General features: G+C 58.2%; 13 protein-coding genes, 2 tRNA genes and 2 rRNA genes. 6 read left to right on the top strand and 11 right to left on the bottom strand.

What is annotated here, in order from left to right:
• Positions 1-70 precede the first annotated feature (70 nt).
• The 6 genes from GJR99_RS00585 to GJR99_RS00560 all read right to left on the bottom strand — a co-directional run bounded on the left by GJR99_RS00585 (position 71) and on the right by GJR99_RS00560 (position 3973).
• Positions 71-823, bottom strand: coding sequence for a class I SAM-dependent methyltransferase (locus GJR99_RS00585; RefSeq protein ID WP_151108741.1), 753 nt, complete (start codon positions 821-823; stop codon positions 71-73).
• Between the two features lie 36 nt (positions 824-859).
• Positions 860-1576, bottom strand: a complete 717-nt coding sequence (gene queC, locus GJR99_RS00580) for a 7-cyano-7-deazaguanine synthase QueC (protein ID WP_151108740.1) — start codon at positions 1574-1576, stop codon at positions 860-862.
• 33 nt (positions 1577-1609) lie between these two features.
• Complete coding sequence (locus GJR99_RS00575; RefSeq protein ID WP_151108739.1) at positions 1610-2383, bottom strand: 7-carboxy-7-deazaguanine synthase QueE; 774 nt, start codon at positions 2381-2383, stop codon at positions 1610-1612.
• Positions 2383-2856, bottom strand: coding sequence for a 6-pyruvoyl trahydropterin synthase family protein (locus GJR99_RS00570; RefSeq protein WP_151108738.1), 474 nt, complete (start codon positions 2854-2856; stop codon positions 2383-2385). Before GJR99_RS00570 ends, GJR99_RS00575 begins: the two co-directional genes overlap by 1 nt.
• 175 nt (positions 2857-3031) lie before the next feature.
• Complete coding sequence (locus GJR99_RS00565) at positions 3032-3415, bottom strand: acyl-CoA thioesterase (protein ID WP_151108737.1); 384 nt, start codon at positions 3413-3415, stop codon at positions 3032-3034.
• A gap of 264 nt (positions 3416-3679) precedes the next feature.
• The gene (locus tag GJR99_RS00560) at positions 3680-3973 is read right to left on the bottom strand and encodes a hypothetical protein (RefSeq protein WP_151108736.1); all 294 of its coding nucleotides are present in this window, start codon (positions 3971-3973) and stop codon (positions 3680-3682) included.
• Between the two features lie 274 nt (positions 3974-4247).
• Here GJR99_RS00560 and GJR99_RS00555 point away from each other — a divergent pair, with 274 nt between their 5' ends.
• Both GJR99_RS00555 and GJR99_RS00550 read left to right on the top strand, forming a co-directional pair.
• Complete coding sequence (locus tag GJR99_RS00555) at positions 4248-5474, top strand: right-handed parallel beta-helix repeat-containing protein (RefSeq protein WP_191967046.1); 1227 nt, start codon at positions 4248-4250, stop codon at positions 5472-5474.
• A 68-nt stretch (positions 5475-5542) separates the two neighbouring features.
• Positions 5543-5833 (top strand): antibiotic biosynthesis monooxygenase, encoded by a 291-nt coding sequence (locus GJR99_RS00550; RefSeq protein WP_151108734.1) that lies wholly within the window; start codon positions 5543-5545, stop codon positions 5831-5833.
• Between the two features lie 193 nt (positions 5834-6026).
• Here the strand turns inward: GJR99_RS00550 and GJR99_RS00545 are convergent.
• The 3 genes from GJR99_RS00545 to GJR99_RS00535 form a co-directional block, all read right to left on the bottom strand.
• A tRNA-Tyr gene (locus GJR99_RS00545) sits at positions 6027-6100 on the bottom strand.
• A gap of 99 nt (positions 6101-6199) precedes the next feature.
• Positions 6200-8395 (bottom strand): DEAD/DEAH box helicase, encoded by a 2196-nt coding sequence (locus tag GJR99_RS00540; RefSeq protein WP_151108733.1) that lies wholly within the window; start codon positions 8393-8395, stop codon positions 6200-6202.
• A gap of 107 nt (positions 8396-8502) precedes the next feature.
• Entirely contained in the window at positions 8503-8985 is a 483-nt protein-coding gene (locus GJR99_RS00535) for a hypothetical protein (RefSeq protein WP_151108732.1), read from the bottom strand.
• Positions 8986-10301: 1316 nt separating this feature from the next.
• Between GJR99_RS00535 and GJR99_RS00530 the strand changes: the two genes are divergently transcribed.
• On the top strand, positions 10302-11507 hold the full coding sequence (locus GJR99_RS00530) for a Cdc6/Cdc18 family protein (RefSeq protein WP_151108731.1): 1206 nt from the start codon (positions 10302-10304) through the stop codon (positions 11505-11507).
• A 184-nt stretch (positions 11508-11691) separates the two neighbouring features.
• On the opposite strand, the gene GJR99_RS00525 is transcribed toward GJR99_RS00530, so the two are convergent.
• The gene (locus GJR99_RS00525) at positions 11692-12480 is read right to left on the bottom strand and encodes a helix-turn-helix transcriptional regulator (protein ID WP_151108730.1); all 789 of its coding nucleotides are present in this window, start codon (positions 12478-12480) and stop codon (positions 11692-11694) included.
• 90 nt (positions 12481-12570) lie between these two features.
• Positions 12571-13131, bottom strand: coding sequence for a TATA-box-binding protein (locus GJR99_RS00520; RefSeq protein WP_151113781.1), 561 nt, complete (start codon positions 13129-13131; stop codon positions 12571-12573).
• Between the two features lie 695 nt (positions 13132-13826).
• Between GJR99_RS00520 and GJR99_RS00515 the strand changes: the two genes are divergently transcribed.
• From GJR99_RS00515 to GJR99_RS00505, 3 genes are all read left to right on the top strand, one after another.
• Positions 13827-15299: ribosomal RNA gene (locus GJR99_RS00515) — 16S ribosomal RNA — on the top strand.
• 93 nt (positions 15300-15392) lie between these two features.
• Positions 15393-15464, top strand: a tRNA-Ala gene (locus GJR99_RS00510).
• 213 nt (positions 15465-15677) lie between these two features.
• Positions 15678-18589: ribosomal RNA gene (locus tag GJR99_RS00505) — 23S ribosomal RNA — on the top strand.
• Together the 16S and 23S rRNA genes with 1 tRNA gene alongside form the textbook arrangement of a ribosomal RNA operon.
• Positions 18590-18635 lie beyond the last annotated feature (46 nt).

Below are 18635 nucleotides of genomic sequence, written 5' to 3'. Positions count from 1 at the left end.
ACATGACGTTCTGGAGCGAAGTGAGAGTTTGGGCCTGTCGCGGGCGAGTGCACACCGGCCTCCCTCGTGGTTACCGTTTTCGCGCCCGAATCAGTGCTTTCGGGTTGGCGAACGAGACGACAGCGTCGCCGTCGAACTCGACTTCGAACAGGTCGGTTGCCGCCGGCGATGCCTCCCGAAAGCGACGTTCGAGTTCTGCTTCGTCGTCGGGTGAGACGCCAGTTCGGTCGGTCCAGTCGTCGAAGTCGAGCGTGAGTTTCGCCGTCTCGACTGCTTCGACGGCCAACCCTTCGTCTTCGAACCACTGTCGCCACTGCGAGACCGGATAGAGTTCGACGTGCGTCGGGTCGCGGAGGCGTTCGATACCGTCGAGGAACGTCGCGAGCGCCTGGTCTTCGGGTGCGACGTTATCTTCGAACGCGAAGACACCGCCGGGTTCGAGAACGCGAGCAACCTCCGCGACGAAGGCTTCCGGGTCGGGGAAGTGGTGTGCCGCGATGCGACAGGAGACGGCGTCGAACGTCTGCGCTCCGAACGGGAGTCGCTCGGCGTCCGCGACGACACCGACGACAGGATACTCACGGACCGCAGTGGCGACCATCTCGGGGGCCGCGTCGCTGGCGACGACGTCGGGAACGCCCATCTCGGCGATTGCACCCGCTGTGTGACCCCCGCCGGTTGCGACGTCGAGTGCTCGAGTCGCGTCTCGACACCACGCAGCGAGCGTCCGTCTGTCCGCTCCGAGTCGGTGGACGTCGCTCTCGAAATACGACTCGGCGGCCGCGCCGAAGTGGCTCGCAGTCCGACGTTTCTCGTCGCTCATACCCGGCAGTTCGTCCGAAAGCGTCAAAAGTGAGGGTTACGCGGCGTCGACGTAGTCGGGTCGTTCAGCGTACGGAATCGGGTCGCGCTCGCCGAGGTTCTGGAACGCCTGCAAACGGAACGCACAGGAGTCACAGGTCCCGCAGGCCGGTTCTTCGGCGCGGTAACACGACCACGTGTGTTCGAACGGGACGTCGAGGTCGAGGCCGCGTCGGGCGATGTCGGTCTTGGAGTCGTGGACGAACGGGACGTCGAGCGAGATGTGCGTGTCGGGTTTCGTGCCGACGTCGACCATCGCCTCGAACGCCTCGAAGAACTCTGGCCGGCAGTCGGGGTACCCCGAGTAATCTTCGGAGTGAGCGCCGACGAAGACGGCCTCACACTCGTTGGCTTCGGCGTACGAGACGGCCATCGACAGCAGGTTGGCGTTTCGGAACGGGACGTACGAGGTTGGGATCTCGTCTGCGTCCATGTCGGCGTCCTCGACGTCTATCGAGTCGTCCGTCAGCGACGAAGCACCGATTTGTTTCAGGTGACTCGTCTCGATGTGGAGGAAGTCACGGGCGTCGAGTTCGTCGGCGAGTGCACGGGCGCAGTCGTACTCTTTCGACTCCGTCTTCTGGCCGTAGGACGTGTGGAGCGCGTAAATCTCGTAGCCACGCTCCTTGGCTTCGAAGGCAGTCGTCGCACTGTCCATGCCGCCGGAGAGAAGGACGACGGCGCGTTTCTCGTCGTGAGTTGTGTCGTCTGTCATAGTAGTGAGTTTCAGGAGTAAATGTGGGAGCAATCAGGTCTCGGGCGCGTCGTTCCACAGGTCGACGTGTAGGCGAGGCGTGTATCGGTAGCCAAACTCGGCGGCGAGTTCGGCAACGGCCGTTCGCGTGTGCGCCAGCGCGGCTTGGGTCTGTCCCTCGGGCATCAGGAGTACGTCGCTATCTCGAATCTCTCGTTTCGCGACGCCTCGGACGTCTTCGACGAGTGATTCGATTTCGGCCATGTCGTCGCGGCCGGTGACGACGAACTTGAGTTGGAAGTCCTCGGCGTGTTCGACCAGCGAGGCCAGCGAATCGAGGTCGATACGGGCCGACTCGTGACGCTCCGTCCAGACGCTAGTGTCGGTGTCTGTCGGTGCGTTTTCGGCCGTCGGTGTCGACGAGGCAAGTTTCGGACTAATGCTCGCCAAGTCGACTGGTGCGTCGGTTTCGAGCGTCCCGTTCGTCTCGACGGTCAGGTGGTAGTCGTCGGCCAGTTCCGACAGGAGCGTTGCCGTCTCGCCGTGAATCAGCGGTTCGCCACCGGTGACGACGACGTGCGTCGGAGCGAGCGTCTCCACTTCTGCGACGATTTCGTCGAGGGCCATCCACGCGTGTGTCGGGTCCCACGAGGTGTGATACGAGTCGCAGAACCAACACCGGAGGTTGCACCCACTCGTCCGAACGAACGTACTCGGGACGCCGGCGAGTTTTCCCTCGCCCTGAAGCGACGCGAACAGTTCGTTGATAGGCAGGCGCTGGCCGTCGGCGTCGGTGTCGGGTCGCGAAACCGAATCTGAGACGGGCATCAGTAGCCAGCGCAGAGTTCCGCGGTTTCGCGCACTTCGACCGAAACCTCCGAGACGTTGTCTGGAAGCGCCGCTTCCAGTTTCTCTTCGAGAACGACAGCCATCACTTCGGCCGTCGGCGGCGCGTCGAGGACGATGGTTCCGTCGGCGTCGCCCGACTGTTCGAACGCTTCGACCAGGGGGTCACCCGATTCGAGGAGGAAACGGTGGTCCCACTCGTCGATGACGTCGGTGACCGCACCTTTGTCTACGACCCATCCCTCGTCGGTCAGTTCTCCGACCACGCGGACGGCGATTTCGTAGTTGTGGCCGTGGGGACGACTACACTTCCCATCGTGGTGGAGGAGTCGGTGTCCGGTGCTGATACGAATCGGCCGGTCGCGACCGATGTAGAGGACGCGTTCCCCTGCTCGAGTTTGCAGGTCGACCGCATCGCCGACAGATGGACGCTCTTTGAGTGCTCCCTGGGGCATACTCTGAGATTACTGGCAGACTACTTAATTCCGCGGACTCGACATTGTCGTCCGATTCTTGGGTTACGTCGCGTCGGATTGTCGAGAATACCGGGTCAACGCGGAGAAATAGGGTGCTCAGAGAGACGGGATGCTCAGAGAGACGGAGTCACGTCGCCCGGATCATTGGGGCGAGTTAGGATTGATTCGCTATCGCTTCACGCCACGAGTCCGGGACGCGTGTGGGAGTGCCCGACTCGTCCATCGCAACCTGGATGGTCTTTCCCGTCGCAACCACCTCGCCCTCGTAGGAGAGTTCGTAGAACAGCGGGAAGCTCTTTCCACCAGGTTCGCCTGCCTCGATTTCGATTTCGACAGTTCCGACTCCCTCGATGGGTGCCCGGTAGTCGAGTTCGAGGTGTGCGACGACGATGTCGAGTTCTGAGACGGGAACGTCGAGGACTCTCTCGAAGTACTCGACGCGTGCCTGTTCGCAGTAGGTCGCGTAGACGGCGTTGTTCACGTGGCCAAAGGCGTCGTGGTCGCGGAATCGGATGGCTATCTCGGCGACGACAGTCATTGGCGTTCGGGAGACGGGCGAAGGATATAGCACCGGCGGTTCGACGGTGGGTGATGGTTGTTCGAGGGTGGACGATAGTGGTTCGAGGGTGGACGATAGTGGTTCGAGGGTGGATGATAGTGGTTCGGCGACGAAGGCCGGCAGTTCGGCGATAGAAAGTAGCGACTCTGCGATGAAGGGAGCGCTCTCGATTCAGTCGTCGGAAATGGAGTCAGGAAACAGAGACGAACGGGTTGGGCTCGGGTCCGCCGTGTCTGAAAGCGGTTAGTTAGCAGTCGTCAGAGAGTGGTTGGCAGTGGGGGACCGACGGCCGTGGGAGCGGCGGCCGTGGAGACCGACGACTTTCCAGACGTTCGAGCGTGAGCCAGCACGGACCATCTCGACAGGGATTCGAGACCCAACGGGAAGCGACGCCAGCGTGTCCCGAATCTGTTCGGTCTCGTACTCGACGAGGTGGCGCGTCTCGTTCGTCTCGTGGAGTTCGACGGTCATCGTCCTGTGGTCGTTCATTTCTGTTCGTACCGTCACTAACTCCGGTGTCAAAGAGAGGGTAGTCATACGTGCGATTACGCACGCATCTGTGATAAGCAGTTGTAATACTGATATGTTCTGGTATGATTACTCCAGTCAGTGTTGGAGCGTGAGTCCGTTCTGGCCTGCAGGCTTCGACTCGGCTTCGAGTTTTGCGGATGACAGAGATACGTGCCCGTGAGAGCGTCACGCTCCGGTAACATACCAGTACCACAGTTATTCGCCGAGTAAGATTCTTCAGACACCACTAATTGTCAAAAACTCAATTATAACAATGCGGTTGCGGCCGCATTCTACACGAATGGGTTCTGAACGCTCGACACAGAATCGTGGATTGTCACGCCGAGATGTCCTTCGCAGGGGGGCAGTTGCGACTGCACTTGCTGGTCTGGGACTGTCAGGTGTTGCTGGGAGTGCGGCCGCAGGAGGAGATGGCGGTGGTGGGGTGCCGAGCGACGCGATTCCAATCGATGGCCCGACTGAGATTACCGAGCCAGGGTACTACGTGCTTACGAAGGATATCGTCGTGAACAATCCGATGACCGTCATCGTCGTCAAAGAGGGGGTACCCGATGTCACCATCGACGGCCACGGCCACACCATCAAAGGACCTGGGAAAAACGTTTACCAGAGCACCGGTATCAGAGCTGGTCTCTACCTCAGTGATGACACACTCAACTGCACGGTCAAGAATCTCATCGTGACGGGATTCGAAACCGGTATCGAATACAGCGACAACAGAAACGGGACGATATCTCACGTGAAGATTACTCACTGTGAGGCAGCGTTGCGGCTCTACAGTGTCACTGACCTCACCATCGCAGACAACGTCATCGCGAAGAACGACATCGTGTTCTTCCAAGACGAAGGTGCGAGACGGACTCGAGTCCTGCGGAATCGAATCACCAGAAACGAGGGCATCGCTGGTTTCGAGTTCGCCCCCGACCTCCTGTTCAAGGACAACCGCTTCGACTACAACGGCAGCCGACTGGGATTATTCTTCTGTCAGGATGCCACAGTCGTGGATAATCTCTTCTATCAAAACGGGGGTGGCCTGTTCATCTTCGAAACATTAGGTAACGTCGTTCGAAAGAACCGGTTCATCGAAAACGAGAGATACGGAGTCGCTGTCGACGGGATTTCGACAGAGATTGTCATCGAAGAAAACGACATCTTACGAAATGGGGGAGATGGAATCAATTTCGAGTTCCGTGTTGATCGCTCTACCATCTCCAAAAACCGCATCATCGGAAACGGCGAGGACGGTGTGTTCCTCCTCGATGCCGACGAGAACCAAATCGTCGGGAACCTCATCCGACAGAACGGCGGCGATGGAATCGAACTCCAAGGCCGAGAGGTTTCAGGAGTCGAGAGCGGGGGCTCAGACAACAACGTCATCCGCGAGAACGTCATCCGCGAGAACGGCGACTTGCCCATCAGAATCGACGACCTATCGACTGGCAACGTCGTCGAAGACAACCAAATCGGCGACGACGCACCGAACGTCTGCAGACTTCCAGAGGAGTAGCTAGCCTCCTGAGACGGAACCTGCTACGTATATCCACTCCCGCGTCCACTGTTAACACGGTGGAGTGGATGGCATACCTACACGTGAAATCGACTGTCGACGACTACGACGCGTGGAAATCCTCGTTCGACGAGTATCACACGCTTCGTGCTGAACACGGCGGGAAGGGATACCAACTGTTTCAATCAGCCGACAACCCGAACGAAATCGTGGTGGTCATCGAGTTCGACTCGGTGGAAAACGCACGCGGGTGGACCGACTATCTGAAACGCCAGGGAGAACTGACTGGACCGAAGATGCCCGATGCAGAGCTGTCGTACCTCGAACTGGCCGAGCAGAAACAGCTCTCGGCCGTCTGAGTCGCCGGCGACGATTTTTGAAGGAAGTTCCGTGAGAAGTCCGCTCTCCCCACACTCGTGAGTGAAACGAGCGAGTGCTCGTGGCGAGCATCGCGAGCCTCCGATTTGAACTCACTCGCAACTCAGAGAGTTGCTCGCTGCTCAAATCGTGTCGAGGTGGACGTCTCACTGCTCACGTTGTTCGCAGGAGAAGTCCGCTCTCCCCGATTTGAACGGGGGACAAGCCGATCTACAGTCGGCTGCTCTGCCAGGCTGAGCTAAGAGCGGGTAAGAGAGTCTGAATCTACGATTAGACTTAAGAATTCTCATTCCACGCGGATAACTGCACGACAGAACGTCGATATTCGAGAGTCTTCCCCACCGCGATTACTCAGTTTGGCCCGCGTCGACGTCGTGGTCCGAGTCATCGTGGTCCGAGTCGTCGTGGTCCGAGTCATCGTGGTCCGAGTCGTCACCGACCGGTTCGCTGGCCTCCCCACCGAGTCCGTCGTCGTGGGCGGACTCACCAGAGTTCGATTCACGAACGCGAATGCCCTTCCCCGCGAGGTGCTGCATCTGACGCTGGGCGAAGTCTTCCTCGCTGGTGCCGCGAGTCGCCAGCACGTAGACGAGTGCGCTCCCGGCCGGTCGCATAGTTCGCCCGGCGCGCTGGGACCCCTGTCGGCGTGACCCGCCGAGACCGGACGCGACGATAGCGAGTTCGGCGTTCGGCAGGTCGATGCCCTCGTCACCGATGCGGGAGATGACGAGCGTCTGCAGGTCACCGTCGCGGAACGCCTCGAAGTACGCCTCGCGGCGGTGATGGCGCGTCTCCCCGCTGACGAACGGAACGTCGAGTGCCGTCGCGATCTCTTCTCCTTGGTCGAGATAATCGACGAAGACGAGCGTCTTCGAGTCGGGGTGGCGAGCGCGGAGTCGACGTATCTCGAAGACCTTCGCGGGGTTCATCGCGGCGAGCATGTGGCGTTCTCGGCCGTCGCTAGAGGCCCACTCGTTTCTGGCCATGTCGTCTTCCCATCCGACGTAGCGAATCTCGACTTCCGGCTCTTGGACGTAGCCTGCGTCGAAGAGTTTCCCCCAGTCGGTGCCGATGGGCGGGCCGATGAGAGTGAATATCTCGGCTTCTTTGTCGTCTTCGCGGATTGGCGTCGCAGAGAGGCCGAGTCGGTGTTTGGACTGCAGGTCGGCACTGCGCTGGAAGACACGACTGGGAATGTGGTGTGCCTCGTCGTAGATGATGAGTCCCCAACGACGCGAATCGAATAGGGAGCGGTGGCGGTCCATCCCTGCGGTCTGGTAGGTCGCGATGGTGACCGGGCGGATTTCTTTGCTTCCGCCGTGGTACTCCCCGATTTGGTCAGGGTCGAAGTCGGTGTGGGTGAGGAGTTCTTCGCGCCACTGTCGAGCGAGTTCGCGACTCGGGACGAGAATCAACGTCTCGCCACCGACTGCAGCGAGCGCGCCGATACCGGCGATAGTCTTTCCTGCACCGGGCGGACCGACGAGGACGCCGGAGTGCTGGTCGAGGAAGCGGTCGACCCAGTCTCGTTGGTACTCACGGAGTTCGACGTGGAGCGAGACGTCGAGCGCGTCGCCTTCCTCGAGGTCGCGGTCGTCTTCGACTGGGTAGCCTGCGTCGTAGAGAATTCGTTTGATGGCCGCGACGTTCTCGTCTCTGACCCACGCTTCGGTATCTGAAATCGGTGCGTAAATTTGGTCTTCGTCGAGTTTCTGGAGGGCGACGTTGCCCATGAGGCTCTCAGTCGCCGCTTGGAGGACGGTGTATCCCTCTTCGTGGGTGTACAGGCGGAACTGGTGGGCACGCTTCCACTGGTCTTCGATCCACGCTTCGAGGTGCGGCGACCGCTCGGGAACCACTGAGCGGAGCATGGCGATGAGGTTACCGACATCGTCGAAGGGGGCCTGCCACACGTCTTCCTGTCGAATTCGGTAGAGATATCCCCGACCTCTGCCCTCGCGGTCACCCGTCGTGTCCACGAGATGGGCGAACTGCGAGAGTCGCGCGCGTGTGTACTGTGTGGGGTTGTCGACGACGAGTTCGCGTCGCTTCGGGAACAAGACCACGCGCTCGCGAGACGCGAGTTTTCCCCACTCGGTCGGGTACCACACGAGCGGGTCGGTCTCGACGTTCACTCTCTCGACTCGACCGGCATCGACGAGTGCGTCCAATCCGTCCATCGCGTCCGCTTGCGACACCTCGAGTCGACGGGCGACTTGCTGTGCCGTCACGACTGGTCGCCCTTCTGCTTCGAGTGCGTCGTAGAACGACGCGAGTGAAACACCGTCGGCCTGCTGTTCGGTGTCGTTCGGAACCTCGGCGTCGGTCACGTCGCTGAGTCGGTCGAGCACGTCGTGGTCGGGACTGCCGCCAGCACCGACGGGAGTGACGGTGTCGGCGTTCGCGGCGAGGTCGTCGGCACTCGCACCAGAGTCGTCGGAACTTTCGTTACTATCTGCGCTCGTGTCCGACCCCTCGGAACTCGCGTCCGACCCGTCCTGCTCGGTTGGATGGACAGTCGGTTCCTCGTCCTCGGCAGTCATCAACTCGGGTACGAACGCGACGGGGAAACGGCTTGCGACACGAGAGCGGAAGAACTGAGCGAGATTGCTGTGAGACGTTCACACCGAATGGAACACACTTCCGCCGATTACCGCGGGGTTCTCGACTGGGCAGGGACCATCCGTTCGAAGACTGACCGCAGATTCTCGTCGACGGTGATGAAGTCGGGGAACTCTTCGAGCGTCCGAATCCCGTCGAGATAGACGTACTCGACGGGTTCCGGTGGAATCTCCTCGAACACCTGGACCGGACCGTGGTCCGCGAGGCCGATAAACGGTCGGCCGTCACGGTCGGTCTGTGGAGTCAGTCGGTGTTCGAGATAGAGTCTGGCCATCGCGAGAGCACTTGCGAGTGGAACCTGTCCAGGCGTGAGTTGCCACTTGACCTCCTGTCGTTTGTACTGGACAGTGGTGACGTACCCGTCGTCGAACCGGAAGCAGTCGATGAGTTCCTCCCCACACGACCACCGAGTCTCGATTCGACGTGACCATTCGAGTGACCACGCCTGACCACCATCTGTCTTGCTGAGGGCCTCGCGAAGGCGCGCCCACGCCCGGCCGAGTGCACGCATGACAGTGAGTTCGCACTGTAGGGTAATTGCATTGACGCCACGAGAACGGCACTATCAGTCACGACTGAGAATCACGATTCTACGTCAGTTGGTTCCACACCACGTTTCCGGTGAATCGACTCGAGAGGATGTCGGGTATCCGTTCGGCCCGAAAGCAATCGTTCGGGCGATTTCGGTACGGTTCACCACACCTCGCTTCCGGTGAAACGCGAGAGTGACGGGAGAGGGGCAGAGACACCACGTTTCCGATGAATCGCCCGTTCACCGTGAGTCGAGACGTCGTGTGTCGGACCGGCCGCGGGTGAAGAACGTTATAGCGCTGACAGACACCGGGTTTCCGGTGAAACCGCCGAAGGGGACTGGGAAGATATCGGGAATCGGCTGTGCGCGGTCGGGAACAGACACACCGGGTTTCCGGTGAATGGACGAGCGGGCAACTCGGGGCCGAAGACGACCGAAATCAGCGGTTGTCCAGCGTGAACGCTTGCTGGGAGATGGTCTTCTCACGTCGAATCGCACCACTTATATGCTGCACACCGGGTTTCCGGTGAAATCGTCTCTTACAGACCACCAGCGTAGGGATTCTCGTAAGGTGTGTCGGTCCTCGGAAGACACCACGTTTCCGGTGGGTGTTGTCGTCTCTCAATCGCTTCTGTGTGTGCGACGATGGGCGGAGTCACGTTCCTCAGCACAGGCTGTTTTGGAGAGAGTCTAGAAACTATTAAATAGTTTATTTGTGTAAAAGTCCATTGATACACTCGCAGACAGATAATTACTCGACTCTCGAGTAATGCTCGAATCGAAGCAGGGACGCGATTTTGGGGTTGTCTGTGTACCTCCGAGGGCAGTTGGCTACACGAGGGTGAGGGCGGTTGACCACACGAGGGTAGTTGACTAGGGTTCGAAGTACCCAGTTCTTCCGGCCGATGCTACTCTCGTCTCGTGACGTCTGTACGCACTGCGGCAACGCCGAACTGCGACTTACTGAGTCGTCTGAAACTGTTCATCAGTTACGTCTGACTCGTCTCGGCTGTCGTCGAGACGTCTCTGTGCTGTGGCCGGTCTCCCTGTACTGTGGCCGGTCTCCAGAACAGTGGGTAGGTTCGCCCGAATTCGTCTTTTCCTCGAGTAACGTGGGCCCCCTCCAAGCAGTGATGATATTTCAAACCCCTCACCACACCATGTTTCCGGTGAACCCAAACCTCGGTTTCGTGTGGACGGGAAACGGAGGTTCGTCACCGTTCACCGGAAATGTGGTGTGTGTGTCCTGCGACAAATGGTAAGTCCTTTCACCGGAAACGTGGTGTGTTGCGAACATGCCTAACGCCAGCGACGACCTCTTCACCAGGGAGGACCCCATCTTCGCCAACAAGGAGTTGTTAGAGATTAACCATCTCCCTGGAGAGGGTCGCATCGTCGGTCGCGACGACGAGATTTCGAACCTCGCGACGGCGGTGAATCCTGCGATTTTCGGACAGAGTCCGAGTAACGTGTTGATATACGGAAAGACGGGTACTGGGAAGTCGCTCTGTGCGAAGTACGTCTCTCAACGACTGGTCGATACTGCCGAAGAAGAGGGGGTGAAAGCGACGTTCGCCTACGTCGATTGTGCACAGGACACCACCGAGACGCAGGCGGTCCAGACGATTGCCGACAGCGTCAACGACCCCGCCGTAACGGGTATCAAAGTCCCCGACAAGGGGCTCTCGACGTCGACGTACTACAAGCGTCTCTGGCGTATCCTCGATTCACTCTACGACGTCGTCCTCATCATCCTCGACGAGATCGACAAACTGAGCGACGACGACATCCTCATGCAACTGTCGCGGGCGGGCGAGGCTGGAAAGATTTCGGGGTGCAAACTCGGCGTCATCGGCATCAGTAACAAGATTCAGTACAAAGACCGGATGGACGAACGCGTCAAATCCAGCCTCTGTGAGCGTGAGTTCGTCTTCCCACCGTACGACGCCAACCAACTTCGCGACATCATGGACGCACGCAGTGACGCGTTCCGAAACGGCGTCTTGGACCCGTCGACGATACCTCGCGCTGCAGCACTCGCCGCCCGCGAACACGGAGACGCTCGCAAGGCTATCGACATCCTCCGTTACGCCGGTGAGATTGCACAGTCGATGGGTGCCAACACCGTCAAAGAGAACTTCGTCACGCAGGCGCGCCAGCGCGCGGAGACCGACCGATTCCGTGAACTCATCCGAGGTTCGACTCCTCACTCACGGTACGTTCTGCAGGCTCTCGCGATTCTCTCGCTGTCGAACCAGCAACAAGACGGCTTCCGAACGAGTCGAGTGTACGAAGTCTACGAGAACATCTGCCGACAGCAGGGCTCCGATAGTCTCTCACTCCGGCGCGTCCGTGACCTGCTGAAAGAACACGCGTTTCTCGACATCATCGAGCAGTCCAAACACAGCGGCGGCAGTGCCGAGGGGAGTTACACCAAACACCAACTTCTCGAAGACCCGGACGTGGTGAAAGACGTCCTCACCGAAGGCGCGGACGTCTGAAGGGGCAGGGGCATCCACCACCCGGTCTCCGTGGAGAGCCGAATCGCCAATGGAGACTTCTGCGACGCGGCACTTACTTCTCAGACGAGCGCCACCTTATATTTTATTGCAAGAGGATGTGATTGGAAATATCACGTGTGACCGGGGGTGTCACAGTCGATGAGTCGTGTCTTCGTCTCCCTCGCTACGTTGCTAACTCGTCGTACTCTACGGGAGACGCCTTCGCACGAAGTGACTCGTACAGCCCTTCGACCCAGGTCACGACTTCGGGAGTGTCGCCGTCGACGAGAGCGACGACGTTCCCATAGTCGTCGTGTGAGGCCACCGCTCCGTGGCCATCTACGAGAAGGAGGCCAAACTCGATTTCTTCGTCTACGACCTGGAGGGAGAACTGGTCGAGTTCTTTCCCGAGCTCGTAGGCATCGGGATACTCTGCGATCGACCGTTCGAGCACATCCCGGTCGATGATGAGTTCCATCTCCGTCTGCGGCCCAATTACTTGCTCTGCTGCCTCGTTGAAGATACGGCTCACGATAGGTGAGACACCACGGAACTGGTCTACTGGTTCGTCACCAAGGACTGTAAGGTAGCGATTGATGGGCGCGTGAGGGTCGTTGTCGACGGCGGTGGTGACGTTCAACTGCTGGAAGACGTCGGGTGGCAATTCGTTGGAGATACCACCGACGTTCGTCAGAAATTCGCTCATCTGGTCTGCACATTCGACGGTGTCGATGAGACTGTCGTACCGCTCGAAGACCATCTCCCCACCAGGAGTGAGACGGTACAACCCGTCGGACTTCTGGACCCACCCGCGCTCACGAAACCCTGCGAGTGTCCGCTGTGCGGTTTCACGGGCACAGTTGCACGCTTTCGCGAGGTTCGTCGGACGTCGTGGCCCGTTTGCTAGTGCTCGTAGTATCGAGACTCTGCTCTGTGACCCGACGAGAAACGCCACGTCCTCCCGCGCACTCATACTGAGCCATTTGGTTGTTGGACTTTTTACACTTTTGGACCTGTGGCTCACCGGAGCGTGGTCAGAAGAAAGTGAGTTCGTCCGAGCGCGTTACCCAAGAAGGCCGAGTGCGTCGATTCGCTCGACGATCTCTTCGACGGCCGTCTCTGCGTCGTCGGTTTGCTTGCCGCCCGTGATGACGATCTTCCCGGAACCGAACAGCAGGATGACGACTTTCGGTTCGTCCATGCGGTAGACGAGGCCGGGGAACTGTTCGGGTTCGTACTCGACGTCCTCGAGACCGAGGCCGATAGCGAGTGCGTTCAGGTTCAGGTTGTGGCCCAGGTCTGCGCTGGAGACGATGTTCTGAACTGTGATTTCGGGCTCTTCGTCGACAGGGATGCTCAGATCCCGGAGCTTGTCGAAGATGATACCCAGTGCTTCGTGCACGTCGTCGATGCTCTTTGCACCGGTACACACGATTTTCCCAGAGCGGAAGATAAGCGCCGCTGCTTTCGGTTCCTGCGTCCGGTAGACGAGGCCTGGGAAGTTGTCTGGGTTGAAATCAGCACCGGGAAGGTCGTCGGCAAGGGCTTCGAGGTCGAGCTCTTGACCGATCCCGGTCGATGCGACTACGTTCTGAATCTCGATGGAGTCTGCCGGCCCACTCATTGCTCGCTTTTTAATCATACCTCCTTCCTTATAAATCGACCCGTTATAAACCGACTTCAACTGAGTCCGTTCCGTCTCTCTATCGCACGCGCGCGAAACTAATACTTGTTTTCACTCGACGCAGAATTGATTTCACTTGGCCCACCAAGCTGATGTCAGAACTGTGCGCGTGTGAAGTTATCACTCCCCTCGTGTCTATTTTTCTCACAGAGCCACTAAATCAACGGCGTTAAATGCAACCGTGCCATTCGAAGTAATGTGAAGAAGCGCACGGGGGCACTCCCCCCGAAGGCTTCGTCCGAACGCCACCCGACCCAAGGTCGTCTGGCGCACTCCGGGATGACACACCTTCCCGGTGCGCCGATGATACGACGGCCTTAAGTGGTCCAAGGCATTTCGGAAGAATGCGAAAGACACAACGCGATTTCGGGGCGTTTCAACGCGTCCCGATTCACGGGTTGGGTCGAGCGCGGTTCGACGGGTTTATACCCTCGAACCACCTCGATTCAAATCCGAAGGAAATGAGGATTCCGCCCCTGCGGTACGCCGCAAGACGGTATCTGATGTTAGCCCTAGTAGTTCGGTGACATCCGAACGGATGTCCCCGAACTCGGACCTTTGAACGGTGATTTGACAGCAATACGCTGCCATTCACCCGCCAACACCCCGCGACCAGGTTTAAATGGTCGCGACCCATTCCGGTTGATCCTGCCGGAGGTCATTGCTATTGGGGTCCGATTTAGCCATGCTAGTTGTACGAGCTTAGACTCGTTGCGGAAAGCTCAGTAACACGTGGTCAAACTACCCTACGGAGAACGATAACCTCGGGAAACTGAGGCTAATAGTTCATAGGGGAGTCACGCTGGAATGCCGACTCTCCCAAACGCTCAGGCGCCGTAGGATGTGGCTGCGGCCGATTAGGTAGACGGTGGGGTAACGGCCCACCGTGCCGATAATCGGTACGGGTTGTGAGAGCAAGAGCCCGGAGACGGAATCTGAGACAAGATTCCGGGCCCTACGGGGCGCAGCAGGCGCGAAACCTTTACACTGCACGCAAGTGCGATAAGGGGACCCCAAGTGCGAGGGCATATAGTCCTCGCTTTTCCCGACTGTAAGGCGGTCGGGGAATAAGAGCTGGGCAAGACCGGTGCCAGCCGCCGCGGTAATACCGGCAGCTCAAGTGATGACCGATATTATTGGGCCTAAAGCGTCCGTAGCCGGCCACGAAGGTCCATCGGGAAATCCGCCAGCTTAACTGGCGGGCGTCCGGTGGAAACCACGTGGCTTGGGACCGGAAGGCTCGAGGGGTACGTCCGGGGTAGGAGTGAAATCCCGTAATCCTGGACGGACCACCGATGGCGAAAGCACCTCGAGAAGACGGATCCGACGGTGAGGGACGAAAGCTAGGGTCTCGAACCGGATTAGATACCCGGGTAGTCCTAGCTGTAAACGATGCTCGCTAGGTGTGGCACAGGCTACGAGCCTGTGCTGTGCCGTAGGGAAGCCGAGAAGCGAGCCGCCTGGGAAGTACGTCCGCAAGGATGAAACTTAAAGGAATTGGCGGGGGAGCACTACAACCGGAGGAGCCTGCGGTTTAATTGGACTCAACGCCGGACATCTCACCAGCTCCGACTATAGTGATGACGATCAGGTTGATGACCTTATCACGACGCTATAGAGAGGAGGTGCATGGCCGCCGTCAGCTCGTACCGTGAGGCGTCCTGTTAAGTCAGGCAACGAGCGAGACCCGCACTTCTAATTGCCAGCAGCAGTTTCGACTGGCTGGGTACATTAGAAGGACTGCCGCTGCTAAAGCGGAGGAAGGAACGGGCAACGGTAGGTCAGTATGCCCCGAATGAGCTGGGCTACACGCGGGCTACAATGGTCGAGACAATGGGTTGCTACCTCGAAAGAGGACGCTAATCTCCGAAACTCGATCGTAGTTCGGATTGAGGGCTGAAACTCGCCCTCATGAAGCTGGATTCGGTAGTAATCGCATTTCATAAGAGTGCGGTGAATACGTCCCTGCTCCTTGCACACACCGCCCGTCAAAGCACCCGAGTGAGGTCCGGATGAGGCTATCACACGATAGTCGAATCTGGGCTTCGCAAGGGGGCTTAAGTCGTAACAAGGTAGCCGTAGGGGAATCTGCGGCTGGATCACCTCCTAACGACCGAGACCACCCCGACGGGGTGGCTCACTTTCGATTTCCGAGTTCGAACACATCCGTTCGGACACCTTAGAACTACTAGGGCTGACACGGGCCCATAGCTCAGTGGTAGAGTGCCTCCTTTGCAAGGAGGATGCCCAGGGTTCGAATCCCTGTGGGTCCATGGTAAGCAATGTTCAACGCTCGTTGAATCGTGCCCCTTAAGTGTGGGACGACGATACGATGTGATGGACATTGACGACTGATGCACCATCCCGCGCAAGCGTGGTTGGGAAGGGTCGAAAACGCGCCAGAAGACTACTGGGCGTTTGATGAAACCGTATGTACGTGCAATCCAGGCGTCCACTGGACCCGTTCTCCGGGTCACAGTGACTATATCAACTGGCTACTGTGCCAGCTGGTGGATAGCTCGGCTCGAGAGCCGATGACGGACGTGCCAAGCTGCGATAAGCCTCAGGGACCCGCATGGAGGGAAAGAACTGAGGATCTCCGAATGGGAATCCCCACGCAATTGCCTTGCGCAATGGGGAACGCTCCGAATTGAAACATCTTAGTAGGAGCAGGAAAAGAAAGCAATCCGCGATATCGTGAGTAACGGCGAGTGAAAGCGACACAGTCCAAACCGAAGCCTTCGGGCAATGTGGTGTACGGACTACCCATAACGAATCTGGATCTCACACGAAGTCTCTTGGAACAGAGCGTGATACAGGGTGAAAACCCCGTAGTGTGAGTGAACGATTCCGGGGTTGTTCCAGAATAGCGGGGGTTGGATATCCCTCGTGAATTACGCAGGCATCAACTGCGAAGACTAAACACTCCTCGAGACCGATAGCGAACAAGTAGCGTGAGCGAACGCTGAAAAGCACCCCGAAAAGGGCGGTGCAATAGGGCTTGAAATCAGTTGGCGATAGAGCGATGTAGCATACAAGGTCGTCTGACGAATGAACCGAGAGCGATCTCACAGTAAGACTCAGACGAAGCCGATGTTACGTCGTACGTTTTGAAAAACGAACCATGGAGTGCATCTGACTGGCGAGTCTAAGGGGTGAACCCCCGGAGGCATAGGGAAACCGATACGGCCGCAGTCTTTGACCAGGGCCACCGTCTTCAAGGGCGGGGAGCCAACCGGATGCGACCCGAAACCAAGTGATCTACGCCGGAGCAGGGTGAAGCGTGGCGAAAGCTGCGTGGAGGCCCGTTAGAGTTGGTGTCCTACAATACCCTCTCGTGACTCTGGTGTAGGGGTGAAAGGCCCATCGAACTTGGCAACAGCTGGTTCCAACCGAAACATGTCGAAGCATGACCTCTGATGAGATAGTCTGTGAGGTAGAGCGACCGATTGGGAATCCGGACTCCGAGAGGAGTTCGCTTCCCTGTCAAACTCCGAACTTACAGACGTCGTAGACTCAGGGAGTCCGGTGTGCGGGGTAAGCTTGTGCACCGTGAGGGAGACAACCCAGAGCTAGGTTAAGGACCCAAAGTATGGATTAAGTGCGATTGAAGATTGTCTCGAGCCCTAAACAGCCGGGAGGTGAGCTTAGAAGCAGCTACCCTCTAAGAAAAGCGTAACAGCTTACCGGCCGAGGTTCGAGGCGTCGAAAATGATCGGGGCTCAAATCCATCTCCGAGACCTAGCGGCGTACTCATAGTACGATTCCGTAGGTTGGCATACTGTTTGGGTGGAAGCACGGGGGAGACTTCGTGTGGACCGAGCAGCAAAGAAAATCATGGTCTCAGTAGCAGCGAGAGTCGGGTGTGAACCCCGACGACCTTACGCGCAAGGGTTCCTCGGCACTGCTAATCAGCCGAGGGTTAGTCGATCCTAAGTCTAACCGTAACTCGAATTAGATGAAAGGGAAACTGGTTAATATTCCAGTACTATCTTGCATTAAAAGTCGACGCTTTAGGGAACACCGAGCGGGGCCTTCGCCCCGTCGAATCACCGAACTTCGTGGAAGCCGTAATGGCACGAAGCGAAAGAATGGTGAGATAGGGAAACTCGGCGGTACCTAGAGCCCGTGAAAAGACGAGCAAGATAATCGTACCGAGATCCGACACAGGTGCGCTGGCAGAGCAAGCCAAGGTCTGTCGGGATCAACCGACGTTAGGGAATTCGGCAAGTTAGTCCCGTAAGTTCGCGATAAGGGATGCCTGCTCTTGATCGAGCAGGTCGCAGTGACTCGGACGCTCCGACTGTCTAGTAACAACATAGGTGACCGCAAATCCGCAAGGACTCGTACGGTCACTGAATCCTGCCCAGTGCGGGTATCTGAACACCCATTACAATGGGACGAAGGACCCGTCAACGGCGGGGGTAACTATGACCCTCTTAAGGTAGCGTAGTACCTTGCCGCTTCAGTAGCGGCTTGCATGAATGGATCAACGAGAGCGTCACTGTCCCAACGTTGGGCCCGGTGAACAGCACGTTCCAGTGCGGAGTCTGGAGACCCCCAAGGGGAAGCGAAGACCCTATAGAGCTTTACTGCAGGCTGTCGCTGAGACGTGGTCGCTAATGTGCAGCATAGGTAGGAGCCGATACACAGGTACCCGCGCCAGCGGGCCACCGAGGCAACATTGAAATACTACCCGTTAGTGACTGCGACTCTCACTCCTGGCGGAGGACACCGGTAGCCGGGCAGTTTGACTGGGGCGGTACGCGCTCGAAAAGATATCGAGCGCGCCCAAAGATTTCCTCACGCGAGTCGGAAACTCGTGGAAGAGCGCAAGAGCATACGGAAGTCTGACAGTGACATTCCCAACGAGTGTCGCTGACGCGAAAGCGTGGTCTAGCGAACCTACGAGGTTCATTCATGGGACCCGTAGATGACAGAAAAGCTACCTTAGGGATAACAGAGTCGTCACCGGCAAGAGCACATATCGACCCGGTGGCTTGCTACCTCGATGTCGGTTCCCTCCATCCTGCCCGTGCAGAAGCGGGCAAGGGTGAGGTTGTTCGCCTATTAAAGGAGGTCGTGAGCTGGGTTTAGACCGTCGTGAGACAGGTCGGCTGCTATCTATTGGGGGTGTTTAGGAACATGACGTGAACGTTCGTATAGTACGAGAGGAACTACGAATGGGTGCCACTGGTGTACCGGTTGTCCGAGAGGGCAGTTGCCGGGCAGCTACGCACCGCAGGGTAAGAGCTGAAAGCATCTAAGCTCGAAACCTACACGGAAAAGAAGTTCCACTGAGGTCACTCGTAGAAGACGAGTTCGATAGACTCGGGGTGTACGCGTCGAGGCAACGAGACGTTCAGCCCGCGAGCACTAACAGACCAAGCCACATTCATACGCACTGAGATCCGGGAACGGGTCCAGGCGCAAACTGGATTGCA

Source organism: Haloferax marinum (assembly GCF_009674625.1).
Taxonomy (GTDB): Archaea; Halobacteriota; Halobacteria; order Halobacteriales; family Haloferacaceae; genus Haloferax; species Haloferax marinum.
The sequence above is the reverse complement of the archived record's forward strand: the minus strand, read 5'-3'. Positions and strand labels throughout refer to the sequence as shown.